This is a genomic window from Afipia sp. GW822-FHT04G07, assembly GCF_058800765.1.
Map to the genome: position 1 here is coordinate 2828414 of NZ_JBXAMP010000001.1, position 24384 is coordinate 2852797.

At 63.0% G+C, this 24384-nt stretch carries 19 protein-coding genes; 14 read left to right on the top strand and 5 right to left on the bottom strand.

What is annotated here, in order from left to right:
• Window positions 1-164: 164 nt before the first annotated feature.
• Together AC1RKJ_RS13865 and AC1RKJ_RS13870 are read right to left on the bottom strand one after the other, a co-directional pair.
• On the bottom strand, window positions 165-2735 hold the full coding sequence (locus AC1RKJ_RS13865) for an ABC transporter permease (RefSeq protein WP_492791526.1): 2571 nt from the start codon (window positions 2733-2735) through the stop codon (window positions 165-167).
• Window positions 2732-3478 (bottom strand): ABC transporter ATP-binding protein, encoded by a 747-nt coding sequence (locus AC1RKJ_RS13870; RefSeq protein ID WP_492791527.1) that lies wholly within the window; start codon window positions 3476-3478, stop codon window positions 2732-2734. Before AC1RKJ_RS13870 ends, AC1RKJ_RS13865 begins: the two co-directional genes overlap by 4 nt.
• A 151-nt stretch (window positions 3479-3629) precedes the next feature.
• On the opposite strand from AC1RKJ_RS13870, the gene AC1RKJ_RS13875 reads away from it, so the two are divergent.
• The 11 genes from AC1RKJ_RS13875 (at window position 3630) to AC1RKJ_RS13925 (ending at window position 16843) form a co-directional block, all read left to right on the top strand.
• Window positions 3630-4268 carry an arylesterase gene (locus tag AC1RKJ_RS13875; RefSeq protein ID WP_492792740.1) on the top strand — a complete coding sequence of 213 codons (639 nt, stop codon included), beginning with the start codon at window positions 3630-3632 and terminating at the stop codon, window positions 4266-4268.
• 106 nt (window positions 4269-4374) lie between these two features.
• A complete protein-coding gene (thpR, locus tag AC1RKJ_RS13880) occupies window positions 4375-4911 on the top strand; it encodes an RNA 2',3'-cyclic phosphodiesterase (RefSeq protein WP_492791528.1) in 537 nt (178 codons plus the stop codon).
• Window positions 4912-5056: 145 nt separating this feature from the next.
• On the top strand, window positions 5057-6241 hold the full coding sequence (zapE, locus tag AC1RKJ_RS13885; RefSeq protein WP_492791529.1) for a cell division protein ZapE: 1185 nt from the start codon (window positions 5057-5059) through the stop codon (window positions 6239-6241).
• Window positions 6242-6463: 222 nt separating this feature from the next.
• Window positions 6464-7432: a malate dehydrogenase gene (gene mdh, locus AC1RKJ_RS13890; RefSeq protein ID WP_492791530.1), complete on the top strand. Its 969-nt coding sequence runs from the start codon at window positions 6464-6466 to the stop codon at window positions 7430-7432.
• Between the two features lie 112 nt (window positions 7433-7544).
• Complete coding sequence (sucC, locus tag AC1RKJ_RS13895; RefSeq protein ID WP_492791531.1) at window positions 7545-8741, top strand: ADP-forming succinate--CoA ligase subunit beta; 1197 nt, start codon at window positions 7545-7547, stop codon at window positions 8739-8741.
• A gap of 4 nt (window positions 8742-8745) precedes the next feature.
• Window positions 8746-9630, top strand: a complete 885-nt coding sequence (sucD, locus tag AC1RKJ_RS13900; RefSeq protein WP_492791532.1) for a succinate--CoA ligase subunit alpha — start codon at window positions 8746-8748, stop codon at window positions 9628-9630.
• Between the two features lie 136 nt (window positions 9631-9766).
• Window positions 9767-12727 carry a 2-oxoglutarate dehydrogenase E1 component gene (locus AC1RKJ_RS13905; RefSeq protein ID WP_492791533.1) on the top strand — a complete coding sequence of 987 codons (2961 nt, stop codon included), beginning with the start codon at window positions 9767-9769 and terminating at the stop codon, window positions 12725-12727.
• Window positions 12728-12826: 99 nt separating this feature from the next.
• Window positions 12827-14077, top strand: coding sequence for a 2-oxoglutarate dehydrogenase complex dihydrolipoyllysine-residue succinyltransferase (gene odhB, locus AC1RKJ_RS13910; protein WP_492791534.1), 1251 nt, complete (start codon window positions 12827-12829; stop codon window positions 14075-14077).
• A 14-nt stretch (window positions 14078-14091) separates the two neighbouring features.
• A complete protein-coding gene (locus tag AC1RKJ_RS13915) occupies window positions 14092-14835 on the top strand; it encodes an SDR family oxidoreductase (RefSeq protein ID WP_492791535.1) in 744 nt (247 codons plus the stop codon).
• A gap of 32 nt (window positions 14836-14867) precedes the next feature.
• Window positions 14868-16271, top strand: a complete 1404-nt coding sequence (gene lpdA, locus AC1RKJ_RS13920) for a dihydrolipoyl dehydrogenase (protein ID WP_492791536.1) — start codon at window positions 14868-14870, stop codon at window positions 16269-16271.
• A gap of 44 nt (window positions 16272-16315) precedes the next feature.
• Window positions 16316-16843 carry a hypothetical protein gene (locus tag AC1RKJ_RS13925; RefSeq protein WP_492791537.1) on the top strand — a complete coding sequence of 176 codons (528 nt, stop codon included), beginning with the start codon at window positions 16316-16318 and terminating at the stop codon, window positions 16841-16843.
• Between the two features lie 151 nt (window positions 16844-16994).
• Here AC1RKJ_RS13925 and AC1RKJ_RS13930 read toward each other — a convergent pair whose 3' ends face one another.
• Both AC1RKJ_RS13930 and AC1RKJ_RS13935 read right to left on the bottom strand, forming a co-directional pair.
• On the bottom strand, window positions 16995-17585 hold the full coding sequence (locus AC1RKJ_RS13930; RefSeq protein ID WP_492791538.1) for a DUF4337 domain-containing protein: 591 nt from the start codon (window positions 17583-17585) through the stop codon (window positions 16995-16997).
• A gap of 133 nt (window positions 17586-17718) precedes the next feature.
• Complete coding sequence (locus AC1RKJ_RS13935; RefSeq protein ID WP_492791539.1) at window positions 17719-18705, bottom strand: tyrosine recombinase XerC; 987 nt, start codon at window positions 18703-18705, stop codon at window positions 17719-17721.
• 80 nt (window positions 18706-18785) lie between these two features.
• Here AC1RKJ_RS13935 and AC1RKJ_RS13940 point away from each other — a divergent pair, with 80 nt between their 5' ends.
• On the top strand, window positions 18786-20960 hold the full coding sequence (locus tag AC1RKJ_RS13940) for a primosomal protein N' (RefSeq protein ID WP_492791540.1): 2175 nt from the start codon (window positions 18786-18788) through the stop codon (window positions 20958-20960).
• Window positions 20961-21049: 89 nt separating this feature from the next.
• On the opposite strand, the gene AC1RKJ_RS13945 is transcribed toward AC1RKJ_RS13940, so the two are convergent.
• Window positions 21050-21484: a septal ring lytic transglycosylase RlpA family protein gene (locus AC1RKJ_RS13945; protein ID WP_492791541.1), complete on the bottom strand. Its 435-nt coding sequence runs from the start codon at window positions 21482-21484 to the stop codon at window positions 21050-21052.
• 780 nt (window positions 21485-22264) lie between these two features.
• Here AC1RKJ_RS13945 and AC1RKJ_RS13950 point away from each other — a divergent pair.
• Together AC1RKJ_RS13950 and atpA are read left to right on the top strand one after the other, a co-directional pair.
• Window positions 22265-22825, top strand: a complete 561-nt coding sequence (locus AC1RKJ_RS13950; RefSeq protein ID WP_492791542.1) for a F0F1 ATP synthase subunit delta — start codon at window positions 22265-22267, stop codon at window positions 22823-22825.
• Window positions 22825-24357, top strand: a complete 1533-nt coding sequence (gene atpA / locus AC1RKJ_RS13955; RefSeq protein ID WP_492791543.1) for a F0F1 ATP synthase subunit alpha — start codon at window positions 22825-22827, stop codon at window positions 24355-24357. Before AC1RKJ_RS13950 ends, atpA begins: the two co-directional genes overlap by 1 nt.
• Window positions 24358-24384: the final 27 nt, after the last annotated feature.

Sequence of the window (24384 nt, forward strand, 5' to 3'; positions counted from 1 at the left end):
CGCCAGCTATAAGTTCTTCCCAGAGGACCGACTTGATAGACCATCCAGCGACGGCATCAAGACGGAATCTGAACCCGCTCGGTATGTGGGAAACTAACACATTCAACGCAAGCTCGGGCGCGCGGCGATGTGTCGCAAAACCCGCTATTCGCTGCTACAAATTGTCATAAGTTACGCAGCACGGTAGCCGGTTTTTGGTTAAGCGCGAGTAATGTTCCCATCAGCCCCAGCCCGACCGTCACGGCGAGGGCCGCCAGCACCACAATCGCCGCGCTGCCGGCCTGCCAGACGAAGCTCAGGGTCATCAGCCGGGTGACGATCTGCCAGGCGGCGATCGATCCCGCCGCCACGCCGAACACCGCCGTCGCAAAGCCGATCAGCAGGTACTCCAGCGCATAGGCGCCCAGCAGCCGGCCGCGCGTCGCGCCCAGCGTCTTGAGAATCACCGCATCGTAGACCCGGTGCCGGTGCCCGGCGGCCAGCGCGCCGCCGAGAACGAGTATGGCCGATATGAGCGTGACGGAACTGGCGCCCCGGATCGCCAGCACGAGGTTGGTCACGACCTTTCCGATGGAATCGAGCGCCTCGCGGACCCGCACGCTGGTCACCATCGGGAAAGCGGCGGCGACCTCCTTGATGAGCTTCGCATCGCTCGCGGCGCTCGAAGTGGTTTCGGTGAGCGTCGCGATGTCGGTATGCGGTGCGCCGGCGAAGGCCGTCGGCGAAAACACCAGGGCGAAATTGATGCCGAGGCTCTGCCAGTCCACCGTCCGCAGGTTGCTGATCTTCGCAACGATGTCGCGGCCGAGGACATTCACCGTGATCTCGTCACCGACCTTCATGCCGAGCCCGTCGGCGATCTTCTTCTCCAGCGATACCAGCGGTGGTCCGTTGTAGGCGGCATCCCACCATGTGCCTTCGACGACCTTTGAGCCGCGCGGGACTTCGCCGGTATAGGTCAGGCCACGGTCGCTTTGCAGCACCCATGCGGTGTCGGCCGACGGCTTGAGGTCTTCGGCCCTGACGCTCTTCGCGGCGACGATGCGTCCGCGCAGCATCGGCACGGTCTCCACCGTCGCCGACGGCGCGGTCTGTTTCAGGAAGTCGCTGAAGCGGGTCGCCTGGTTGGCCGGGATGTCGATGAAATAGAACGACGGCGCGCGGTCGGGCAGCGCCGCCATGAACTGCCGCCGCAGGTTGCCGTCGATCTGCGTGATCGTCACCAGCACGGCGAGCCCAAGACCGAGCGACATGACGACCGACGGCGTGAGCGCGCCGGGACGATGGATGTTGGCGATGGCCAGCCGCAGCATGGTGAAGCGCGGGCGCGGCAGGTTGCGCGCCAGAGTCATCAGCAGCGACGCGATGCCGCGCAGCACGGCGAACACCGCGATGCTCGATGCGACGAACACGGCGGCCACGCGCTTGTCATACGCAAGACCGATGGCGACTGCGATCAGCAGCGCGATCACCGCGGCCATCAGGGCGAGATAGCGTTTGCGCGGCCAGTGAAACTCCGACGAGACACCTTCGCGAAACAGCGCGGCCACCGGCACGTCATGGACGCGGCCGAGCGGCCACAATCCGAAGGCCAGCGCCGTCAGCAAGCCGTAGAGAAACGACAGCGCCAGTTCGCCGGCATGGAATGTCGCCTCCACCGGCAGCGGCAGGATTTTTCCGAACACGCCGACGATGACAAAAGGCAGCGCCGCGCCGATGGCGAGCCCGATCAGCGATCCGAGAATCGCCAGCACCATCACCTGGGTGAGGTAGATCGTGAACACCTCGCGGCCGGTCGCGCCCAGCGCCTTGAAGGTCGCGATCACGTCGCGCCGCTGGTCGAGGTGGCTCTTGATGGCGTTGGCGACACCGACGCCGCCGACCAGCAATGCTGCTAATCCCACCAGCGTCAGAAATTGCGTGAAGCGCTCGATGCTGCGCTCGAGCTGCGGCGAGGCGTTGCCGCGGCTGCGGACTTCCCATCCGGCCTCCGGCAGGGCCTTCTGCGCGCGGTCCGTGACCGCTTGCGTCGCGCTGTCGTCGACCGTCACGCCGGGCAGTTGCAGGCGATAGATCCAGCGCACCAGCGTGCCGGGTTGCAGCAGGCCGGTGGCGCGCAGCGCGTCCTCGCTGACAAGAAAGCGCGGCCCGAGACCGACGCCGCCCGCGAGCTTGTCCGGCTCTGAATCGACCACGGCGCGAATTTCAAAAGCCGCGCTGCCGACGGTGAGGCGATCGCCGGCCTTGAGGCCGAGCCGCGCCAGCAGGACGGCGTCGGCGCCCGCGCCGAACGTGCCGTCGCGTTGCGCCAGCAGTTCGGTCATCGGCATTTGCGGCGTGAGCTTCACCTCGCCGAGCATCGGATAGTTGCCGTCGACGGCTTTCAAATCGACCAGCGCGAACTCGCCGCTCTGCGAGCGCGCCATGCCGCGCATGATCGCCGCGGACGAGACCTTGCCTTGCGCGTCGAGGAACGCGCGCTCGTCTTTGCTGGCTTCGCGCTGGATCAGCGCGAAAGAAATATCGCCGCCGAGCAGCGTGCGGCCCTGATGGTCGAGGCCTTCGCTGAGACTGCCCGCGACGGAGCCGACGCCCGCGATCGCCATGACGCCGAGCGCGATGCAGGCAATGAAAACGTAGAAGCCGCGAAGGCCGCTGCGCAACTCGCGCAATGCATAGCGAACCGCCAGCGACAATGTGCCGCCGCGCGGGGACATGTCCGTGGCTGTGCTCATCGCGATGCCGTCTCGACCCAGTGCCGGTCGGTGGCCGGACCGTCGACGCGGCCCGAGCGCAACCGCACCACGCGGTCGCAGCGCTGTGCGAGCGCGACATCGTGAGTCACCAGAACGAGCGTCATGCCGCGCTCAAGGTGTTTGGCGAACAACAGATCGACGATCTGCTTGCCGGTGGCCTCGTCGAGATTTCCGGTCGGCTCATCGGCGACGAGGATCGCGGGATCTGGCGCCATCGCGCGCGCAAGCGCGACGCGCTGCTGCTCGCCGCCGGAAAGTTGCGAGGGATAGTGATGCAGCCGCTCGCCAAGGCCGACGCCTTCGAGCTCGTGTGCTGCGCGCGCGGTCGCGTCGGTGCGGCCCGCCAGTTCGAGCGGCACCGCGACATTTTCCAGCGCGGTCATGGTCGGGATCAGATGAAACGACTGGAACACGATGCCGACATGACGGCCACGGAATCGTGCGAGCGCGTCCTCGTCGAGGGCATTGAACGAGACGCCGTTCACCACCACCTCTCCGCTGTCAGGACGTTCCAATCCCGCCATCACCATCAGCAGCGTGGACTTGCCCGAACCTGATGGGCCGATCAGGCCGACGGCCTCACCGGGCGCGACGCGCAAGGACACGTCCTTGAGGATGTGAACCCGCGCGGCGCCAGAGCCCAGCGAGAGATTGACGTTCGAGATGGAAATGGTGTCCGGTTCGAGACCGGCACGCTTCGAGGGTTCGATGAGACTGTCCATGGATCTGTCATATGGGGGTTTCGGTACAGCGGTCGAGGGGCTGATGTCCCGAATCCGGGGCCCGCACCTTTTTGCCGCGCCTTCCGGAATGAAATTCAAACGCGAAGCCACAATCGTTAAAGCGGTGATGATCGCAGCAGCGGGGGCAATCATGGCGATGTCGGGGCCGGCCTTTGCGCAAACGCCGGATGTCAAACCAGATGTCAAAGATGTGAAGACGATCAAGCTTGCCGTGCTGGGCGATTCCCTGACCGCCGGTTACGGCCTGCCGGCCCCGGCGGCGTTTCCGGTGCGATTGCAAAAGGCTCTCGCCGAGAAGGGTATCGCGACCGACATCCACAATGCGGGCGTGTCGGGCGACACCACGAGCGGCGGCCGCGACCGGCTTGAGTGGTCGATCCCGCCCGGCACCGAAGCCGTGATCGTCGAACTCGGCGCCAACGACGCGCTGCGCGGCGTCGATCCAGGCGTGGCGCGCGGCGCGCTCGACGATATTCTCACCAAACTGAAGGCGCGCAACATCGCTGTTTTATTGTGCGGCATGTATGCGCCGCCAAATTACGGCGCGGAGTACACGGCGAAGTTCAACGCCATTTATCCCGATCTCGCCAAGGCTCATAAAGTCCCGCTTTATCCGTTCTTTCTCGACGGCGTCGCCACCGATGCGAAGCTGACCCAGCCCGACGGGCTGCATCCGACCGCCGCGGGCGTCGATGTGGTGGTGGAGCGGATTTTGCCCACGGTTGAGGCGTTTCTGAAGGATCGTGCGGCGCAAATAAGCAAGCCCTGAGAGGTTTTGGCGCCGGCCACGAGATGGCCGCTTCGCACTGTCATCGTGCTGCGCTAAAAAGGGGGCAGGTGATTCGTGATCCTCTCTTGCATCGAGGAGTTTCGTGATGCCTCGCTTGTTCACCGGGCTGGAAATTCCCCCGGACATCGGCCAGACGCTCTCGGGTTTGCGCGGCGGATTACCTGGTGCGCGCTGGATCGATCCCCAAAATTATCACGTCACATTGCGTTTCATCGGCGACATCGATGGCCCTGCGGCCAATGAGATCGCCTCGACGCTGGAGCGGATCAACCGCAAGCCGTTCGAGGTGGCGTTGCAGGGCCTGTCGAGCTTTGGCGGCAAGAAACCTCGGGCCGTGGTGGCATCTGTTGTACCAAGCCGCCCCCTGATGGACTTGCAGGCCGAACTGGAGCGGCTGATGCAGCGTTTCGGGTTCGATCCCGAGGGCCGCAAATTCATTCCGCATGTCACGCTGGCGCGGCTGCGGGACGCGTCCAATCAGGATGTGGCGGATTATCTGTCGGTGCGCGGTTATTTCCCGACCCGCAGCTTCATGGCGTCACGGTTCGTGCTGTTCTCGTCGCGCGCCTCTGTCGGCGGCGGGCCCTACGTTGTCGAGGACGCCTATGCGTTGAGCGCATAGACCGTAATCAGCACCCGATGCACTCGGAATTCTGCCGGAGTGAGTGATGTTCTCGTGAAACCGTCAACACTGTGGCGGATCATGCGCGTCACGTAGGCCGATTGTACTCTTGCATTCTTCGGCCCGTTCTGGCCGTTAGCGGAGCATGAACGCTCCGTCCCGCACCTCGTTCAGAGGGCACTATCAGGCGCTGGTTGCCGCCGGCACCATCGAGGCCGATCCGGCGCAGGCGAAGGCCGTTGAAGCCTTCTCGATGCTGGAGACGCGACTGGCGGGATACCGTCCCGGACGTGGCGGCGGTCTGCTGCAGCGCCTGTTCGCGGACAAGGAGGCGGTCCCGCTGCGCGGCCTCTACATCCACGGCGAGGTCGGACGCGGCAAGACCATGCTGATGGACCTGTTCTTCAACGAAAGTCCCGTCGCGCACAAGCGCCGCGCGCATTTTCATGAGTTCATGGCCGACGTTCACGAGCGGATTCACGGTTTCCGCCAGAAGATCGCGCGGCAGGAAATTCCCGACAGCGATCCGGTGCGGCTGACCGCAGCGTCGATCTTCGAGGAAGCGTGGCTGCTGTGCTTCGACGAATTCCACGTCACCGACATCGCGGACGCGATGATCCTCGGCCGGCTGTTCAGCCGGCTGTTCGAACTCGGCACGGTGGTGGTGGCGACGTCGAACGTCGCGCCTGACGATCTCTACAAGGGCGGACTCAACCGCGCGCTGTTTCTGCCGTTCGTGGCGCAACTCAAGGAGCGGATGGAGGTGCTGCGGCTCGACGCGCGCACCGATTTCCGGCTCGAAAAGCTCGCGGGCATCAAGATGTGGCTGGTGCCCGCCGATACCGCCGCCGATGCCGCGCTCGACAAGGCATGGATGAAACTCACGGGCGGCGCTGCCGACCGGCCGCGCGAGATCACGATCAAGGGGCGCGTCTTGCACGTTCCGCATTCCGCGCACGGCGTTGCGCGATTCACGTTCGCGGACCTTTGCGAGAAGCCGCTGGGCGCGTCGGACTATCTGCACCTCGCGCACGATTATCACACGCTCATCATCGACCGGATTCCGGCGATGACATACGAGCATCGCAATTACGCCAAGCGCTTCATCACGCTGATCGATACGCTATACGACAATGCCGTGAAGCTGATGGCCTCGGCCGACGCCGACCCGCTGTCGCTTTACAGCGTGACCGAGGGCATCGAGGCCAACGAGTTCAAGCGCACCTCGTCGCGGCTGATCGAGATGGGGTCGGAATCCTATCTGGCGCTGCCTCACGGCCGCAGCGACTCCTCCGCCAGCGGCTCGACCACGGGTCTGGTCGAAACCTGATCGTCCCGTCCGGAGTTCGCTTTATGTTTCACCTTTGGCGGCTGCGAAACCTCGATGCGAAGGACGCTTGAGGGCCAAGCTTGAGGGCCATGGCGAAAGGCAGTGCCGCATCCTTGCCGCTTCCTTGGGCGAACGGCGACTTGAACGCTTGCCGCGAAAGGTCTAACCAGCCGTCCAGAGCTTTCCCACCCTCTCCCGTCGATCTCAAAGGATAGATTTCCCATGGCGCGTGACAAGATTGCTTTGATTGGTTCAGGTCAGATCGGCGGCACACTGGCCCACCTCGTCGGACTGAAAGAACTTGGCGACGTGGTGATGTTCGACATCGCCGAAGGCGTGCCGCAGGGCAAGTCGCTCGACATCGCGCAGTCTTCTCCGGTCGACGGGTTCGACGCCAGCTTCACCGGCGCCAATTCCTACGAGGCGATCGAAGGCGCCAGCGTCGTGATCGTGACCGCCGGCGTGCCGCGCAAGCCCGGCATGAGCCGCGACGATCTTCTCAGCATCAATCTCAAGGTCATGGAGCAGGTCGGCGCGGGCATCAAGAAATACGCCCCCGATGCGTTCGTGATCTGCATCACCAATCCGCTCGATGCGATGGTCTGGGCGCTGCAGAAGGCCTGCGGCCTACCGCACAAGAAGGTCGTCGGCATGGCCGGCGTGCTGGATTCCTCGCGCTTCCGCTATTTCCTGGCCGACGAGTTCAACGTCTCGGTGGAAGACGTCACCGCCTTCGTGCTCGGCGGTCACGGCGACACCATGGTGCCGCTGACGAAGTATTCGACGGTGGCCGGCATTCCGCTGCCGGATCTCGTCAAGATGGGCTGGACCTCGCAGGCGCGCATCGACGAGATCGTCGACCGCACCCGCAACGGCGGCGCCGAGATCGTCAACCTGCTCAAGACCGGCTCGGCGTTCTACGCGCCTGCCGCCTCCGCGATTGCGATGGCGGAAAGCTATCTGCGCGACAAGAAGCGCGTGCTGCCCTGCGCCGCCTACCTCAACGGCGAATACGGCGTGAAGGACATGTATGTCGGCGTACCGGTTGTTATCGGATCGAAGGGTGTCGAGCGTATTGTCGAGATCGAACTGGCCGGCAAGGATCGCGAAGGCTTCGACAAGTCGGTCGGCGCGGTGCAGGGTCTGGTCGATGCCTGCAAGAAGATCGCGCCTGACCTGCTCGGCAAGTAAGCGCGCGACCTCGATCGAGCGCGATCCGGTGACATGTTCGCCGGATCGCCGCTAAGTCTCCCTACCTTTCAAGTCTCCCTACCTTTCTCTCCTTTGTTGTCTGGGGCTCTCCATGAACATCCACGAATATCAGGCCAAGGCGGTGCTGAAGGAATTCGGCGTGCCGGTGTCGCGCGGCGTGCCGATCCTCAAGGCGTCCGAAGCGGAAGCGGCCGCGAAAGAACTCGGCGGCCCGTTGTGGGTGGTGAAGAGCCAGATCCATGCCGGCGGACGCGGCAAGGGCAAGTTCAAGGAAGCCTCGGCCGGCGACAAGGGCGGCGTGCGCCTCGCCAAGTCGGTCGATGAGGTCAAGGAATTCACCACGCAGATGCTCGGCGCGACGCTGGTGACGATCCAGACCGGTCCCGCGGGCAAGCAGGTCAATCGCCTCTATCTCGAAGACGGCTCCGACATCGAGAAGGAATTCTATCTCTCGCTGCTGGTCGATCGCGAAACGTCGTGGGTGTCCTTCGTGGTTTCCACCGAAGGCGGCATGGACATCGAGAAGGTGGCGCACGACACGCCCGAGAAGATCATTACGTTCTCGGTCGATCCCGCCACCGGCGTCATGGGCCATCACGGCCGCACCGTCGCGCAGGCGCTCGGCCTCAAGGGCGACCTCGCCAAGCAGGCGGAAAAGCTTGTGGCGCAGCTCTATACCGCGTTCCTCGCCAAGGACATGGAGATGCTGGAGATCAATCCGCTGATCGTCTCCAAGCAGGGCGAGCTGAAGTGCCTCGACGCCAAGATGTCGTTCGATTCCAACTCGCTTTACCGTCATCCGGACATTGTCGCGCTGCGCGACACCACGGAAGAAGACGCCAAGGAAATCGAAGCCTCGAAGTATGACCTCGCCTACATCGCGCTCGACGGCACCATCGGCTGCATGGTGAACGGCGCGGGCCTCGCGATGGCCACGCTGGACATCATCAAGCTCTACGGCGAAAGCCCGGCCAACTTCCTCGACGTCGGCGGCGGCGCGTCGGAAGAAAAGGTTACGGCGGCGTTCAAGATCATCACCGCCGATCCGAACGTGAAAGGCATTCTCGTCAATATTTTCGGCGGCATCATGAAGTGCGACGTCATCGCCGCCGGCGTTGTCGCCGCGGTGAAGACCGTCGGTCTCAAGGTGCCTCTGGTGGTTCGCCTCGAAGGCACCAATGTCGAGGAAGGCAAGAAAATCATTCGCGAGTCCGGCCTGAACGTGCTTCCCGCCGACGACCTCGACGACGCCGCGCAGAAGATCGTCAACGCCGTGAAGGGAAAGTAAGCCGATGTCCATCCTGATCGACAAACACACGAAGGTCATCTGCCAGGGCTTCACCGGCAAGAACGGCACCTTTCATTCCGAGGGCGCGATCGCTTATGGCACCAAGATGGTCGGCGGCACGTCGCCGGGCAAAGGCGGCACCACGCATCTCGGCCTGCCGGTGTTCGACACCGTCTCCGAAGCGCGCGAGAAAACCGGTGCCGACGCATCCGTGATCTATGTGCCGCCGCCGGGCGCGGCTGACGCGATCTGCGAGGCGATCGATGCGGAAGTGCCTCTGATCATCTGCATCACCGAAGGCATTCCGGTGCTGGACATGGTGCGCGTGAAGCGATCGCTCTCGGGCTCCAAGTCGCGGCTGATCGGGCCGAACTGCCCCGGCGTCGTCACCGCCGGCGAATCCAAGATCGGCATCATGCCGGCCAACATCTTCAAGCCCGGCAATGTCGGCATCGTGTCGCGCTCCGGCACATTGACCTACGAAGCGGTGTTCCAGACCACTCAGGCCGGCCTCGGCCAGACCTCGGCGGTCGGGATCGGCGGCGATCCGGTCAAGGGCACCGAGTTCATCGACATTCTTGAGCTGTTCCTGGCCGACGAGAAAACCAAATCGATCATCATGATCGGCGAAATCGGCGGTTCCGCCGAGGAAGACGCCGCCCAGTTCCTCAAGGACGAAGCCAAGCGCGGCCGCAAGAAGCCGATGGTCGGATTTATCGCCGGCCGCACCGCGCCTCCGGGCCGCCGCATGGGTCATGCCGGCGCAATCGTCTCGGGCGGCAAGGGTGATGCGGAATCCAAGATCTCGGCAATGGAAGCCGCCGGAATCACCGTCTCGCCGTCGCCCGCGCGGCTCGGAACGACGCTTGTCGAAAAATTGAAAGGCTAGTTCAGTTCTTGGTTCTTTTCAGCGCGAAGTTTTGCCCTAAATAGGGTAAAAGGTGCGGCCCAAACACGACGCCGATACCGAAATCGGGCGAATTCTCCCGATTTTTCCGCGCGATGCAATCAATCAGGACGCAATCATGTCTCGCCAGGACGCGAACGCCAATTTCGCTCTCACTTCCTTCCTCGACGGCGCCAACGCCACCTACATCGACGAACTGTACGCGCGCTACGAGAAGGACCCGTCTTCGGTCGATCCGGACTGGGTGGCCTTCTTCAAGACCCTGAAGGACCAGCCTGCGGACGTTGAGAAGAACGCGCAGGGCCCGTCCTGGGAAAAGGCCAACTGGCCCACCACGCCGAATGACGATCTGACCTCCGCGCTCGACGGCAACTGGGCGCAGGTCGAGAAGGTCGTGGGCGGCAAGCTCGCCGCCAAGGCGCAGGCAGCGGCTCCCGGCGGCGGTAACCTGACCTCGGCCGATCTGCAGCAGGCGACGCGGGATTCTGTGCGCGCACTGATGCTGATCCGCGCCTATCGCATGCGCGGCCACTTCCACGCCAATCTCGATCCGCTCGGCATCGAAGGCCAGAAGGATCACGAAGAACTCGATCCGCGCTCCTATGGCTTCACCGACGCCGATCTCGACCGCAAGATTTTCCTCGATCATGTGCTCGGTCTTGAGACCGCGACGCTGCGCGAGATCGTTGCGATCTGTCAGCGCACCTACTGCCAGACGCTCGGCGTCGAGTTCATGCACATCTCGAATCCGGCGCAGAAGTCGTGGATTCAGGAGCGCATCGAAGGTCCGGACAAGGAAATCAGCTTCACCCGCGAAGGCCGCCGCGCCATCCTGATGAAGCTCGTCGAAGCCGAAGGCTTCGAGAAATTCTGCGACATCAAGTTCACCGGCACCAAGCGCTTCGGTCTCGACGGCGCGGAATCGCTGATCCCCGCGCTCGAACAGATCATCAAGCGCGGCGGCAATCTCGGCGTGCAGGATATCGTGCTGGGCATGCCGCATCGCGGACGTTTGAACGTGCTGACGCAGGTGATGGGCAAGCCGCATCGCGCGCTGTTCCACGAATTCAAGGGCGGCTCCGCCAACCCCGACGAGGTCGAGGGTTCGGGCGACGTGAAGTATCATCTCGGCGCATCGTCGGACCGCGAGTTCGACGGCAACAAGATCCATCTCTCGCTCACTGCCAATCCGTCACATCTGGAAATCGCCGATCCGGTGGTGCTCGGAAAGGTGCGCGCCAAGCAGGACCAGAACGGCGATCCGCCGGACCAGCGCATCTCGGCGCTGCCGCTGCTGCTGCATGGCGATGCCGCGTTCGCAGGCCAGGGCGTGGTGGCGGAATGCTTCGCGCTGTCGGACCTCAAGGGCTATCGCACCGGCGGTTCGCTGCACTTCATCGTCAACAACCAGATCGGTTTCACGACCTATCCGCGCTACTCGCGCTCGTCGCCGTATCCGTCCGACGTCGCCAAGATGATCGACGCGCCGATCTTCCATGTGAACGGCGACGATCCGGAAGCCGTGGTGTTCGCGGCCAAGGTCGCGATCGAATACCGGCAGAAATTCCACAAGCCTGTCGTCATCGACATGTTCTGCTATCGCCGCCACGGTCACAACGAGGGCGACGAGCCGTCATTCACCAACCCGGTGATGTACAAGAAGATCGCGACCCATCCGACCACGCTCGACATCTACGCCAAGCGCCTGATCGCCGACGGCGTCATGACCGAAGGCGAAATCGACAAGGCGAAGGCCGACTGGCGCGCGCGGCTCGATGCCGAGCTTGAGGCCGGTTCGGGCTACAAGCCGAACAAGGCCGACTGGCTCGACGGCAAGTGGGCGGGCTTCAAGTCGGCCGACCTCGGTGAAGATCCGCGTCGCGGCAACACCGGCGTCGCCATCGATGAACTGAAGGACATCGGCCGCAAGATCACCAAGGTGCCCGACGGCTTCCGGCTTCACCGGACCGTGCAGCGCTTCCTCGACGCGCGCATGAAGGCGATCGAGAACGGCGAGGGGATCGACTGGGCGACCGGCGAAGGGCTGGCGTTCTGCACGCTGATGAAGGAAGGCCACAACGTCCGCCTGTCGGGTCAGGATTCCGAGCGCGGCACGTTCTCGCAGCGTCACTCCGTGCTGTTCGATCAGGAAGACGAAAGCCGCTACACGCCGTTCAACCACATCGGCGAGAATCAAGGACACTACGAAGTCATCAACTCGCTGCTGTCGGAAGAAGCGGTGCTTGGTTTCGAGTACGGCTATTCGCTGGCCGAACCGAATGCGCTGACGATCTGGGAAGCGCAGTTCGGCGATTTCGCCAACGGCGCGCAGGTGCTGTTCGACCAGTTCATCTCGTCGGGCGAACGCAAGTGGCTGCGCATGTCGGGCCTCGTCTGCATGCTGCCGCATGGCTATGAAGGCCAGGGTCCGGAACATTCGTCGGCGCGCCTTGAGCGCTTCCTGCAGATGTGCGCGGAAGACAATATGCAGATCGTCAATATCACGACGCCTGCGAACCTGTTCCACGCGTTGCGCCGTCAGTTGAAGCGCGAAATTCGCAAGCCGCTGATCATCATGACGCCGAAATCGCTGCTGCGTCACAAGCGTGCGACCTCGAAGCTCGAGGAGTTCGGCCCCGATACGTCGTTCCACCGTGTCCTGCTGGACGACGCGGAGAAGGGCGGCGATATCAAGCTTGTCGCGGACTCCAAGATCCGCCGCGTCGTGATCTGCTCGGGCAAGGTCTATTACGATCTTTACGAGGATCGCGAGAAGCGCGGCATAGATGACATCTATCTGCTGCGCGTCGAGCAGCTCTATCCGGTGCCGCTGAAGACGCTGGTGCAGGTCATGGAGCGTTTCAAGAAGGCCGAAGTGGTCTGGTGTCAGGAAGAGCCGCGCAACATGGGCGCATGGCACTTCATCGAGCCCTATCTGGAATGGGTGCTCAACCAGGTCGGCGCCACGCACAAGCGTCCGCGTTATGCCGGACGCGCGGCGGCGGCCGCCACGGCCACCGGTCTGATGTCGAAACACCTTCAGCAACTGAAAGCGTTTCTCGACGAAGCTCTCGGCTGATCTATCGATGCCCGCGCGCCGCGGGCATCTTTATCTTTGAATACGATTGATTGAGGCGTTGACGGCTCCCGCCGCTCAAGACGCAAGAGGAAAAGACAAATGGCTGAAATTCGCGTTCCGACACTTGGCGAGTCCGTCACCGAAGCCACCATTGGCCGCTGGTTCAAGAAGGCAGGCGATGCGGTCGCCGTCGACGAGCCCTTGGTTGAGCTTGAAACCGACAAGGTGACCATCGAAGTGCCGGCGCCGTTTGCGGGAACGCTGGGCGAAATCGTCGCCAAGGATGGCGAGACGGTTGCTGTCGGCGCGCTGCTCGGCCAGATCACCGAAGGCGGGGGCGGAGCGAAGGCTGCGCCAGCAGCTACAAAGGCTGCTGAGCCTGCGCCCGCCAAGGCCGCCGCACCCGCTGCCGCAGCACCAGCGCCTGCCCAGAAGTCGCCGCCGGCTGACGCGCCGCAGGCTCCAAGCGTGCGCAAGATTTCCGCCGAATCCGGCATCGATGCCTCGACCGTTCCGGGCTCCGGCAAGGATGGCCGCGTCACCAAGGGCGACATGCTGGCCGCCATCGAGAAGGCCGCCGCCATTGCGACGCCGCTCAACCAGCCTGCCGCCGCCGTTCAGGTGCGCGCACCGTCGCCTGCCGACGATGCCGCGCGTGAAGAGCGCGTGAAGATGACCCGGCTGCGCCAGACCATCGCCCGCCGCCTCAAGGACGTGCAGAACACCGCTGCGATGCTGACGACCTTCAACGAGGTCGACATGACGAACCTGATGGCGCTGCGCAGCCACTACAAGGAACTGTTCGAGAAGAAGCACGGCTCCAAGCTCGGCTTCATGGGCTTCTTCGTGAAGGCCTGCGTGCAGGCATTGAAGGAAGTCCCCGCCGTCAACGCCGAGATCGACGGCACCGACCTCGTCTACAAGAATTATTACCACATCGGCGTCGCGGTCGGCACCGACAAGGGCCTCGTCGTGCCGGTGGTGCGCGAATGCGATCACAAGTCGCTGGCCGAGATCGAGAAGGGCATCGCCGACTACGGCAAGAAGGCGCGCGACGGCCAGCTCAAGATCGAAGACATGCAGGGCGGCACCTTCACCATCTCGAACGGCGGCGTCTATGGCTCGCTGATGTCGACGCCGATCCTGAACGCGCCGCAGGCCGGCATTCTCGGCATGCACAAGATTCAGGAGCGGCCGGTCGCCATCGGCGGCAAGATCGAGATCCGCCCGATGATGTACCTCGCGCTGTCCTACGATCACCGCGTCATCGACGGCAAGGAAGCGGTCACCTTCCTCGTCCGCGTCAAGGAATGCCTTGAGGATCCGGCCCGGCTGGTGCTCGACCTCTGATCCCGGAGGCGGGCATGGACCGTGTTGCCATCGTTACTGGTGCGAGCCGCGGCATCGGCCGCGCGACGGCGCTGGCCGCTGCGAAGCGCGGCTACAAGGTCGTCGTCGGCTACGCCAGCAACAAGGCGGCCGCCGATGAGGTCGTGGGAACCATCGAAGCCAGCAACGGCAAGGCCATCGCGGTGAAATGCGATGTCGGCAATGAGGCCGACATTCTCAGGCTGTTCAAGGAAGCCGACGGCTTCGGCAAACTCGGCGTGCTGGTCAACAATGCCGGCGTGGTCGACATGACCGCGCGCGTCGACGAGATGTCAGCCGAGCGGCTTACCCGCATGATGAACGTCAATATCGTCGGCAGCATTCTGTGCGCGCGCGAAGCCGTGAAGCGCATGTCCAGCAGGCACGGCGGGTCCGGCGGCGTTATCGTCAATCTGTCGTCGGTAGCGGCGACACTCGGATCGCCGACGCAATACGTCGATTATGCGGCCTCGAAGGGCGCGATCGATACGTTCACGGTCGGGCTTGCCCGCGAAGTCGCGGATGAAGGGATCCGCGTCGTTGCGTTGCGTCCGGGCCTGATCGACACCGACATCCATGGGAGCGGCGGCGAGCCGGACCGGGCGCATCGCCTGGCCCACACCGTTCCGATGAAGCGCGTCGGCACTGCGGATGAAATCGCCAACGCCGTCGTCTGGCTGATGTCGGACGACGCGTCATACGTCACCGGTACGATCGTCGATGTATCGGGCGGCCGCTAATTTCAATCTCTCTCTGAGTACAGGATCACATCATGGCCTCTTATGATCTCGTTATTATCGGCACCGGTCCCGGCGGTTACGTCTGTGCGATCCGTGCGGCGCAACTCGGCATGAAGGTTGCTGTGGTCGAGAAGTGGCCGACCTTCGGCGGCACCTGCCTCAATGTCGGCTGCATTCCCTCCAAGGCGCTGTTGCAGGCGTCGGAGCGTTACGAGGAAGTCACCCACATGCTGCCCAAGATGGGCATCGGCGTCGGCAAGCCGAAGCTCGATCTTGCGACCATGATGAAGTTCAAGACCGACGGCGTCGACGGCAACGTCAAGGGCGTCGGCTTCCTGTTCAAGAAGAACAAGATCGATCCCTATGAAGGCACCGGCCGCATCGTCTCCGCCGGCAAGGTCGAGGTGAAGGGCAACGACGGCAAGACGCAGGTTCTCGAGACAAAGAACATCGTCATTGCCACCGGCTCGGACGTGACGAAACTGAAGGGCGTCGAGATCGACGAAAAGCGCATCGTGTCCTCGACCGGCGCGCTGGTGCTCGACAAGGTTCCGGAGAAGATGCTGGTGATCGGCGCCGGCGTGATCGGGCTCGAACTGGGTTCGGTGTGGCGGCGTCTCGGCGCGCAGGTCACCGTTGTTGAATTCCTCGATCGCATCCTGCCCGGCATGGATGGCGAAGTCGCGAAGTCGTTCCAGCGCATCCTTGAAAAGCAGGGTGTGGAGTTCAAGCTCGGCTCCAAGGTGACCGGTGTCGATAGCTCCGGCAAGAAATTGAAGGCCAGCATTGAGCCGGCTGCGGGCGGCGCTGCTGAAACCATCGAGGCAGACGTCGTGCTGGTCGCGATCGGTCGCGTGCCTTACACCGAAGGCCTCGGGCTGAAGGAAGCCGGTGTCGAACTCGATCAGCGCGGCCGTGTCCAGACCGACGGACATTTCGCAACCAACGTGAAAGGCATCTACGCCATCGGCGACGTGATTGCGGGGCCGATGCTCGCGCACAAGGCCGAGGACGAAGGCATCGCGATTGCGGAAATTCTCGCAGGCCAGGCCGGTCACACCAACTACGATGTCATTCCCAGCGTGATCTACACGTTCCCGGAAGTTGCATCCGTCGGCAAGACCGAGGAAGAGTTGAAGCAGGCGGGCATCGCCTATACGTCGGGCAAGTTTCCGTTCACGGCGAATGCGCGCACCAAGGTCAACCAGACCACGGATGGCTTCGTGAAAATTCTTGCGGATGCGAAGACCGACCGCGTGCTCGGCGTTCACATCGTCGGCGCCGAAGCCGGCGAAATGATCCACGAGGCCGCGGTGTTGATGGAGTTCGGCGGTTCCGCGGAAGACCTCGCACGCACCTGCCACGCGCATCCGACCCGTTCGGAAGCCGTCAAGGAGGCCGCGCTTGCGGTCGGAAAACGCGCTATCCATATGTAAGGCCTGACCGGCATTCAGCCGGTCATGCTGGATGAGAATCCGCCATGCGCCGGCTGCTTCGTCCGCTCTGGGTTCTTCTCGCGCTGATCTTTCTGCTCGAGGCGTGGCTGTGGGATCGCGTCGAGCCCATTGTCGCGCGCGTCGTCGCGCTGATCCCGCTGCCCCGGCTGAAGCAATGGCTCGCGGATCGTGTCGAGCATCTGTCGCCTGGTCTCACGCTGCTGGTGTTTGCGGTACCGTTCGTTGTTTTGACGCCGCTCAATCTCGTTGCGGCATGGCTGCTGGCGCACAAATATTTTATGGGCGCGACGGCGCTGATTATCCTTCAGAAGATTCTCGGCGTCGGCATCGTCGCCTTCGTGTTTGACGTGACGCGCGAGAAGCTGCTGCGGATGAATTGGTTCCGCAAACTTTATGAGTTCGTTCTCGATCTGCGCGCGCGGGCCGCGGAAATCGTCGCGCCGTTCAAACTCGCCGTTCGGGAATGGATGGCGCGCTTCCGCCGCCGCGCGTCGCCTGGATTCATCCGGCGGCTGCGCCGGCGGATGCAGGCCTCGCGCCCGTCGCCGTAAGATGAACGGCGCGACCGGCCTCCAAAAGCGGTTATCGCCAGTCGGCCGCAATGTCGCCTTATGCAGCGAAGTTTTTCACCACTTCGCCTTATGCAAGGACCTCTCGCGAAATTTTTGCGCAAAGGCCTGAGCAGACGGATCTTTTTCGCTTTTACATCAGATGCACGGCGTGCGGCGCGAACAGGCCGATTGCGGTGAACGCCAACCCCGCCAATGCCAGCAGGCCCGAAACCCATGCCAGCGCGATCATGCCGGTGATGATGGTCGCCGACGCCAGCACGATCCCGATCTGGAACGCCGCTGAGGCCACCTCGTAATGATGATAGCGCGCCATCGCGAGATCGCGGGCGTGCTCGGCTTCCTTGGCGCGCGCCGCGAGCTGTTCGGAGCCTTCGCCGGTTTCGGGTTCGGAGCGATAACGCGCCGCGGTCTTGGTCCAGTCGTCGATCTGCTTGGTCAGCGCAGCCTTCTGCGCGTCGTCGCCCGAAAGCCCAAGGCTGAGCTTGGCGTGTTCCGCCACCGTCTGCACCGTCGTGCGGCGGATGCTCTTGGCCTGGAAGAAGGCCCACAGGTTCGATGCTTCGACGTTCTTGCTGATGGATTCGGTCTGGGCGCCCTTGCCGAGCGTTTCAGATAACGCAAGGAACAGCGCGATCACCGCGATCAGCAATGCAATCTTCTTGTTGGAGCCGGACGCATGCTCGGCGTGCTCGGCGTGCTCCATGCTTTCGTGTGCGCTCATCGAAATACCCTTTCGGTCAAAATCAAGCGCCACGATTGACCGAACTGTGGTTCGTCCGCAAGAGGCAGCCGGGTGACAGGATGGGTAAATTTGGCGGGCAATTACGGCACGACAAATTTATGTCAGGCCATCGCTAGGCTCTTGGATGCGCCGTCTTGTAGACATCGAGCAGGCGGTCGGCGTCGACGCCGGTGTAGATCTGCGTGGTCGACAGCGAGGCGTGGCCGAGCAATTCCTGGATGGCGCGCAGGTCGCCGCCGCGCGTCAGCAGATGGGTGGCAAAGGAATGACGCAGCGCGTGTGGCGTGGCGCTGTCCGGAAGACCAAGCGCGCCGCGCAGCCGTTCCATTGTCAACTGGATGATACGCGGGCTGAGAGGGCCGCCGCGCGCGCCGACGAAAATTGGACCATCCTGCGCAATCGCGTGCGGACACATCGCGACATAATCCTGCACCAACGCCAGCACGTTTTGCAGTACGGGCACCATCCGCGTCTTGTTGCCCTTGCCGGTGACCGTGATTACGTCGCCCTTGCCCGGCAGCGGAACATCGCGCCGGATCAAACCGAGCGCTTCGGAAATACGCAGGCCCGATCCGTACAGCAGCGCCATCACGGCGGCGTCGCGCGCCCAGATCCACGGCTCGCGATTTTCGCCGGCGCGAATGTCCGCATCGGTCATCTGCCGCGCGGATGACATCTGGATGGGCTTCGGCAGGCTCTTGCCGATTTTTGGCGCGCGGATCGCGGACAGCGCGCCGACCTTACCCTTGCCGTAGCGTTCGAGGAATCGTCCGAACGAGCGCAGCCCTGCGAGTGCACGCATCAGGGATCGTCCGCCGATGTCGTCGGCGCGGCGCGCGGACATGAAGGCGCGCACATCGGTCGCTTCGATGGCGGCGAATTGCTTGAGGGTCACGAGACCGCCCCAGTGCTCGCTCAGGAACACCAGGCATTGACGCAGATCGCGCGCATAGGCTTCCAGCGTCTTGGGCGACAGCCGCCGCTCGGCGCGCAGATGCGACAGCCAATGCGTAATCTCGGCCGCAAGGTCCGGCGCGGCGCAGGTCAATGGCGCGCCTTCCGGTTCGGCCTCGGTTGCAGCAGCGGCTTTGACCATCATATGTCCGATGCGATCCTTGACAGGAATCGGTTTATCGCACCCTTTTCCTTATTCAGCCCTTAATCTGGACCCCTCTCACCATGGCAAGACGAGTCGTCGATGTTCTTGTCCCGGTGGCCCTGAACCAGACCTATTCCTATCGCGTTCCCGATGGCGTCGAACTGAACCCGGGCGACGTGGTCAGCGTGCCGCTGGGACCGCGCGACGTCACGGCGGTGGTCTGGGCCGATAATCCGAACCCCGATCCGCGGCTGCACAACCGCCTGAAAGACACCGGCGAGAAGCTCGACGTGCCGCCGCTGAAGACGGAACTGCGCAGCTTCGTCGATTGGGTCGCCAACTACACACTGTCGGCGCGGGGCATGGTGCTGCGCATGACGCTGCGCATGGGCGAGCATCTCGGACCCGAGCGCGTGCGCATGGGCGTGCGGCTGGTGGGCGCGCCGCCGCAGCGCATGACGAGCGCGCGCCATCGTCTGATCGAGATTTTGTCGGACGGCTTGCTGCATGGGAAATCCGAAGCGGCAAAGGAAGCGGGCGTCAGCCCGGGCGTGATCGACGGTCTTGTCGATGAAGGCACGCTCGTCACCGAACCGATGCCGCGCGACCTTGCGCCGCCAGTGCCCGATCCGTCGTTTGCCGAGCCGGATTTTTCACCCGAGCAGCGCACCGCCGCCGACACGATGAAAGAGCTGGCGTCAAAGGATGAGTATCAGGTCGCGCTGCTCGACGGCGTGACGGGTTCGGGCAAGACCGAAGTCTATTTCGAGGCTGTCGCGGAAGCCATTCGCCGCAGCCGGCAAACCATGATCCTGATGCCGGAGATCGCGCTGACCGGGCAGTTTCTCGATCGGTTCGCGTCGCGCTTCGGGGTGCGACCGATCGAATGGCATTCCGAGCTGACCCCGCGCACACGCGCGCGCAATTGGGCGGCGGTTGCTTCGGGTGACGCGCAAGTGATTGTCGGTGCGCGCTCCGCGCTGTTTCTGCCTTACGCCAATCTCGGGCTTATCATCGTCGATGAAGAACACGATCAGGCCTACAAGCAAGACGAGGGCGCGCATTATCACGCGCGCGACATGGCGGTGGTGCGTGGAAGTATCGCGAAAATTCCCGTCGTGCTGTGCTCGGCGACGCCGTCGGTCGAGACCGAAGTCAACGCCCGCAAGGGCCGCTACAGGCGCGTCGTGTTGCCGTCGCGCTTTGGCGGCCAGCACATGCCGCATATTGAAGCCATCGATCTCAAGCGCGAAGGCCCGCAGCGCGGCCGGTTCATCTCGCCGCGACTGGCGGAGGAAATCAAGATTGCGGTGGAGCGCAAGGAGCAGGCGCTGCTGTTCCTCAACCGGCGCGGCTACGCGCCGCTGACGTTGTGCCGTTCGTGCGGGCATCGTTTCGCCTGCACCATCTGCGATGCGTGGCTGGTGGATCATCGCTTCCGCCAGCGCCTTGTCTGTCATCACTGCGGCTTCTCGATGCCGCGTCCGCATCAGTGCCCGCACTGCGCCGCTGAGGAATCGCTCGCGGCTATTGGCCCCGGCGTGGAACGTTTGCAGGAAGAAGCGGCGGCGCTGTTTCCCGACGCGCGCACCATGGTGCTGTCGAGCGATCTCATCACCGACATCGAAACCATGCGTTCGGAACTGAACGAGATTGCGGAGGGCCGGGTCGACATCATCATCGGCACGCAACTGGTGGCGAAGGGTCATAATTTTCCGCGCCTCAATCTGGTCGGCGTGGTGGATGCGGATCTGGGATTGGGTAATGGCGATCCGCGCGCGGCCGAGCGCACGTTCCAGTTGCTCAATCAGGTGATCGGCCGCGCGGGACGCGAGCAAGGACGCGGCGTCGGTTATCTGCAGACCCATCAGCCCGAGCATCCGGTGATGAAGGCGCTGGTCGCCTGCGACCGCGAAGCGTTCTACGCCAGTGAGATCGAGGCGCGCGAACGCGCGCTGTATCCGCCGTTCGGGCGGCTGGCGTCTCTCATTATCTCAGCGGGGGATCGTCCGACGGCGGAAGGATTCGCGCGCAAGCTCGCCGCCACGGCGCCGCGCGACGAGCGCGTTCAGGTGCTCGGTCCCGCGGAGGCGCCGCTCGCGGTTATCAAGGGCCGCTATCGTTTTCGTATCCTGGTGAAATCGGTACGCGGCATCGATCTGTCGGCCTATATGCGCGACTGGCTCGCGGCCGGGCCGAAGACCAAGGGCAATCTCAAGCTCGAGATCGATATCGATCCGCAGAGCTTTCTATAATTGCGAAGCGGTCGAGCATGAAAAAGGCCGGTGCAACCGGCACCGGCCCTTTCAACGCAACTTTACGCAACTCAACTCATACGCAACGCTTACTGAACTTCGGCAACGACGTGGCCGACGCCGCGGCTGGTGAGACCGACCGCGCGGGCAGCGCCCTTCGACAGATCGAGCACACGGCCCTTGATGAACGGACCACGGTCATTGACGGTGACGACCACGCTGCGGCCGCCATGGGTGACCTTCAGGCGCGTACCGAACGGCAAGGTCCGGTGAGCGGCGGTCATGGCCTCCTGATTAAAGCGCTGGCCAGAAGCGGTCTTGCTGCCGGACTCGTTGCCGTAGAAAGAAGCCTTGCCCGAAAAACTGCGGCTGGAGCCGACCGAGGCATTGGCGTCGCGCCACGATTTGCGTCCGGCTTCGCTCGCAGAAGCGCTAAGCGCCAGGATTCCGATAGCGACCAACGCGATCGAGGTATTCCGATTCGCGGCGCGGTGCCCCGGCATGCGCTTGAGTGCGGCGATCATATAGTTGTCCCTCTTTTGGTAAATCCATCCAGCGCATGGCTAAATGAGCCAGCGCTTGCGTTGCGGGATAGATCATCCGGTAATAAGGCATAACGGCGGCGAGGGATTTGGTTCCGAAATGCCTCAAAATATTTATATGCAAGCTGATTACATCAATGAATACTCACGTCGATAGCTGGTAAACAATACTGCATTGATCAATACTTTATAGATTTCGCAATTATTGGCTGCGGGAAGTAAACGCAAAAATGCCGAATTGACTTCCGTCATGCGATATTCTCATGACGGTATGTGCGAAGCGGGACGTTGGTAAGAGGTTCAGGCGGGCAGATTTGTTGCGACGCGATGAGCGGGGCCGGATTTGCCGCGAATCAGGGCTCGGCCGGCGAAGCGATCACGCCCCCGTGTCAGCCCACCGGCGTATCGAAGCCAAGGTGGCATGGACCGCGACCGTGGTCGCTTTTGGCAGGCAATTTGTGATGCCAAATCGCTCAAACCATCGGAAGGCGACGCACCAAGGACGCGCTCAAGACAACGGTGCCCGTGCGACAAACCGGCGCCGTCAAAAGCGCATCAGCAATCGCCGTCATGTTGCACCTGCGCGCGCGCTATGTTAGCAAAACCGCGATTTTGGGCTGCTGGGTAGGTTGCTCCGGCCAGAAATCGAAGTCCCGCTTGAATTCCAAGGACTTGAGATCGCTTGGTGTCCTCATGACACCAGACTGGCAGCGATGGTCTTTTCCTTGTCCTTGGTCGTTCGACAGCTAAAAAGAGATTTTTGTGGCAGCTGAAGATCCCTCCGTATCTGGCGTGTCCGGGCGTTATGCGACGGCCCTTTTTGAGCTGGCGCGCGACCAGAAATCGGTCGATGCCGTCAAGGCTGACCTCGACAAATTTACGGCCATGCTGGCCGACAGCCCAGATCTTCTGCGGCTGGTGCGCAGCCCGGTGTTCACCGCCGACGCGCAGACCAAGGCTCTCTCCGCTGTCCTGGCCAAGGCCGGCATCGGGGGCGTCGCCGCGAATTTCCTGAAAGTCCTGACCGCCAATCGCCGGCTGTTCGCCGTCGCCGATGTCATCAGGGCGTTCCGCGCGCTGGTCGCCAAGTTCAAGGGCGAAGCGACTGCTGACGTGATCGTCGCAGAGCCGCTCAGCGACAAGAATCTCGACGCCCTCAAGGCCGCGCTGAAGACAGTGTCGGGCAAGGACGTCGATCTCAACGTGAAGGTCGATCCGTCAATCATCGGCGGGCTTGTCGTCAAGCTCGGCAGCCGCATGGTGGACAGCTCGCTTCGCACCAAACTCAATTCGATCAAGCACGCGATGAAAGAGGCAGGCTGATGGACATCCGCGCCGCGGAAATTTCCGCAATCCTCAAGGACCAGATCAAGAATTTCGGCCAGGAAGCCGAAGTCTCGGAAGTCGGTCAGGTTCTCTCGGTTGGCGACGGCATTGCCCGCGTCTACGGTCTGGACAATGTTCAGGCCGGTGAAATGGTCGAGTTCGAGAATGGCACGCGCGGCATGGCGCTCAATCTCGAAAGCGACAACGTCGGCATCGTGATCTTCGGCGCTGACCGCGAGATCAAGGAAGGCCAGACCGTCAAGCGCACCCGCGCCATCGTGGACGCTCCGGTCGGCAAGGGACTTCTGGGCCGCGTCGTCGACGCGCTCGGCAATCCGATCGACGGCAAGGGTCCGATCCAGTCGACTGAACGCAAGCGCGTCGACGTCAAGGCACCCGGCATTATTCCGCGCAAGTCTGTGCACGAGCCGATGGCCACCGGCCTCAAGGCTGTCGACGCCCTGATCCCCGTTGGCCGCGGCCAGCGCGAACTGATCATCGGCGACCGTCAGACCGGCAAGACCGCGATTGCGCTCGACACCATCCTGAACCAGAAGCCGCTGAACGTCGCCGGCGCGCCGGAGGGCCAGAAGCTGTATTGCGTGTACGTCGCGATCGGCCAGAAGCGTTCCACCGTCGCGCAGTTCGTGAAGGTGCTCGAAGAGCAGGGCGCGCTGGAATACTCGATCATCGTCGCCGCGACGGCGTCCGATCCTGCGCCGATGCAGTACATCGCGCCGTTCACCGCCTGCACGATGGGCGAATACTTCCGCGACAACGGCATGCACGCCGTCATCATCTATGACGATTTGTCCAAGCAGGCCGTCGCCTATCGCCAAATGTCGCTGCTGCTGCGCCGCCCGCCGGGCCGCGAAGCCTATCCCGGCGACGTGTTCTATCTGCATTCGCGTCTGCTCGAGCGCGCCGCCAAGCTCAACGACGAGCACGGCAACGGCTCGTTGACGGCGCTGCCGATCATCGAAACCCAGGCCAACGACGTGTCGGCCTACATTCCGACCAACGTGATTTCGATCACCGACGGCCAGATCTTCCTCGAGTCTGATCTGTTCTTCCAGGGCATCCGTCCTGCGGTTAACGTCGGTCTTTCGGTGTCGCGCGTCGGTTCGTCGGCGCAGACCAAGGCGATGAAGAAGGTCGCCGGCAAGATCAAGGGCGAGCTTGCGCAGTACCGCGAAATGGCGGCGTTCGCGCAGTTCGGCTCCGATCTCGACGCCTCGACGCAGCGCCTTCTCGCCCGCGGTTCGCGTCTGACCGAACTCCTGAAGCAGCCGCAGTTCTCGCCGCTGAAGATGGAAGAGCAGGTCGTGGTGATCTACGCCGGCGTCAACGGCTACCTCGACGGCATTGCGGTCAACAAGGTGCGTGCGTTCGAAGACGGTCTGCTGTCGCTGTTCCGCGGCAAGCACGCCGACATTCTGAATGCCATCCGCGACTCTCGCGATCTGTCAGACGACGTCGCCGGCAAGCTCAAGGGCGTTGTCGAAAGCTACACCAAGACATTCGTTTAAAAGGATCGTCGCCGCGCGGATTTACGC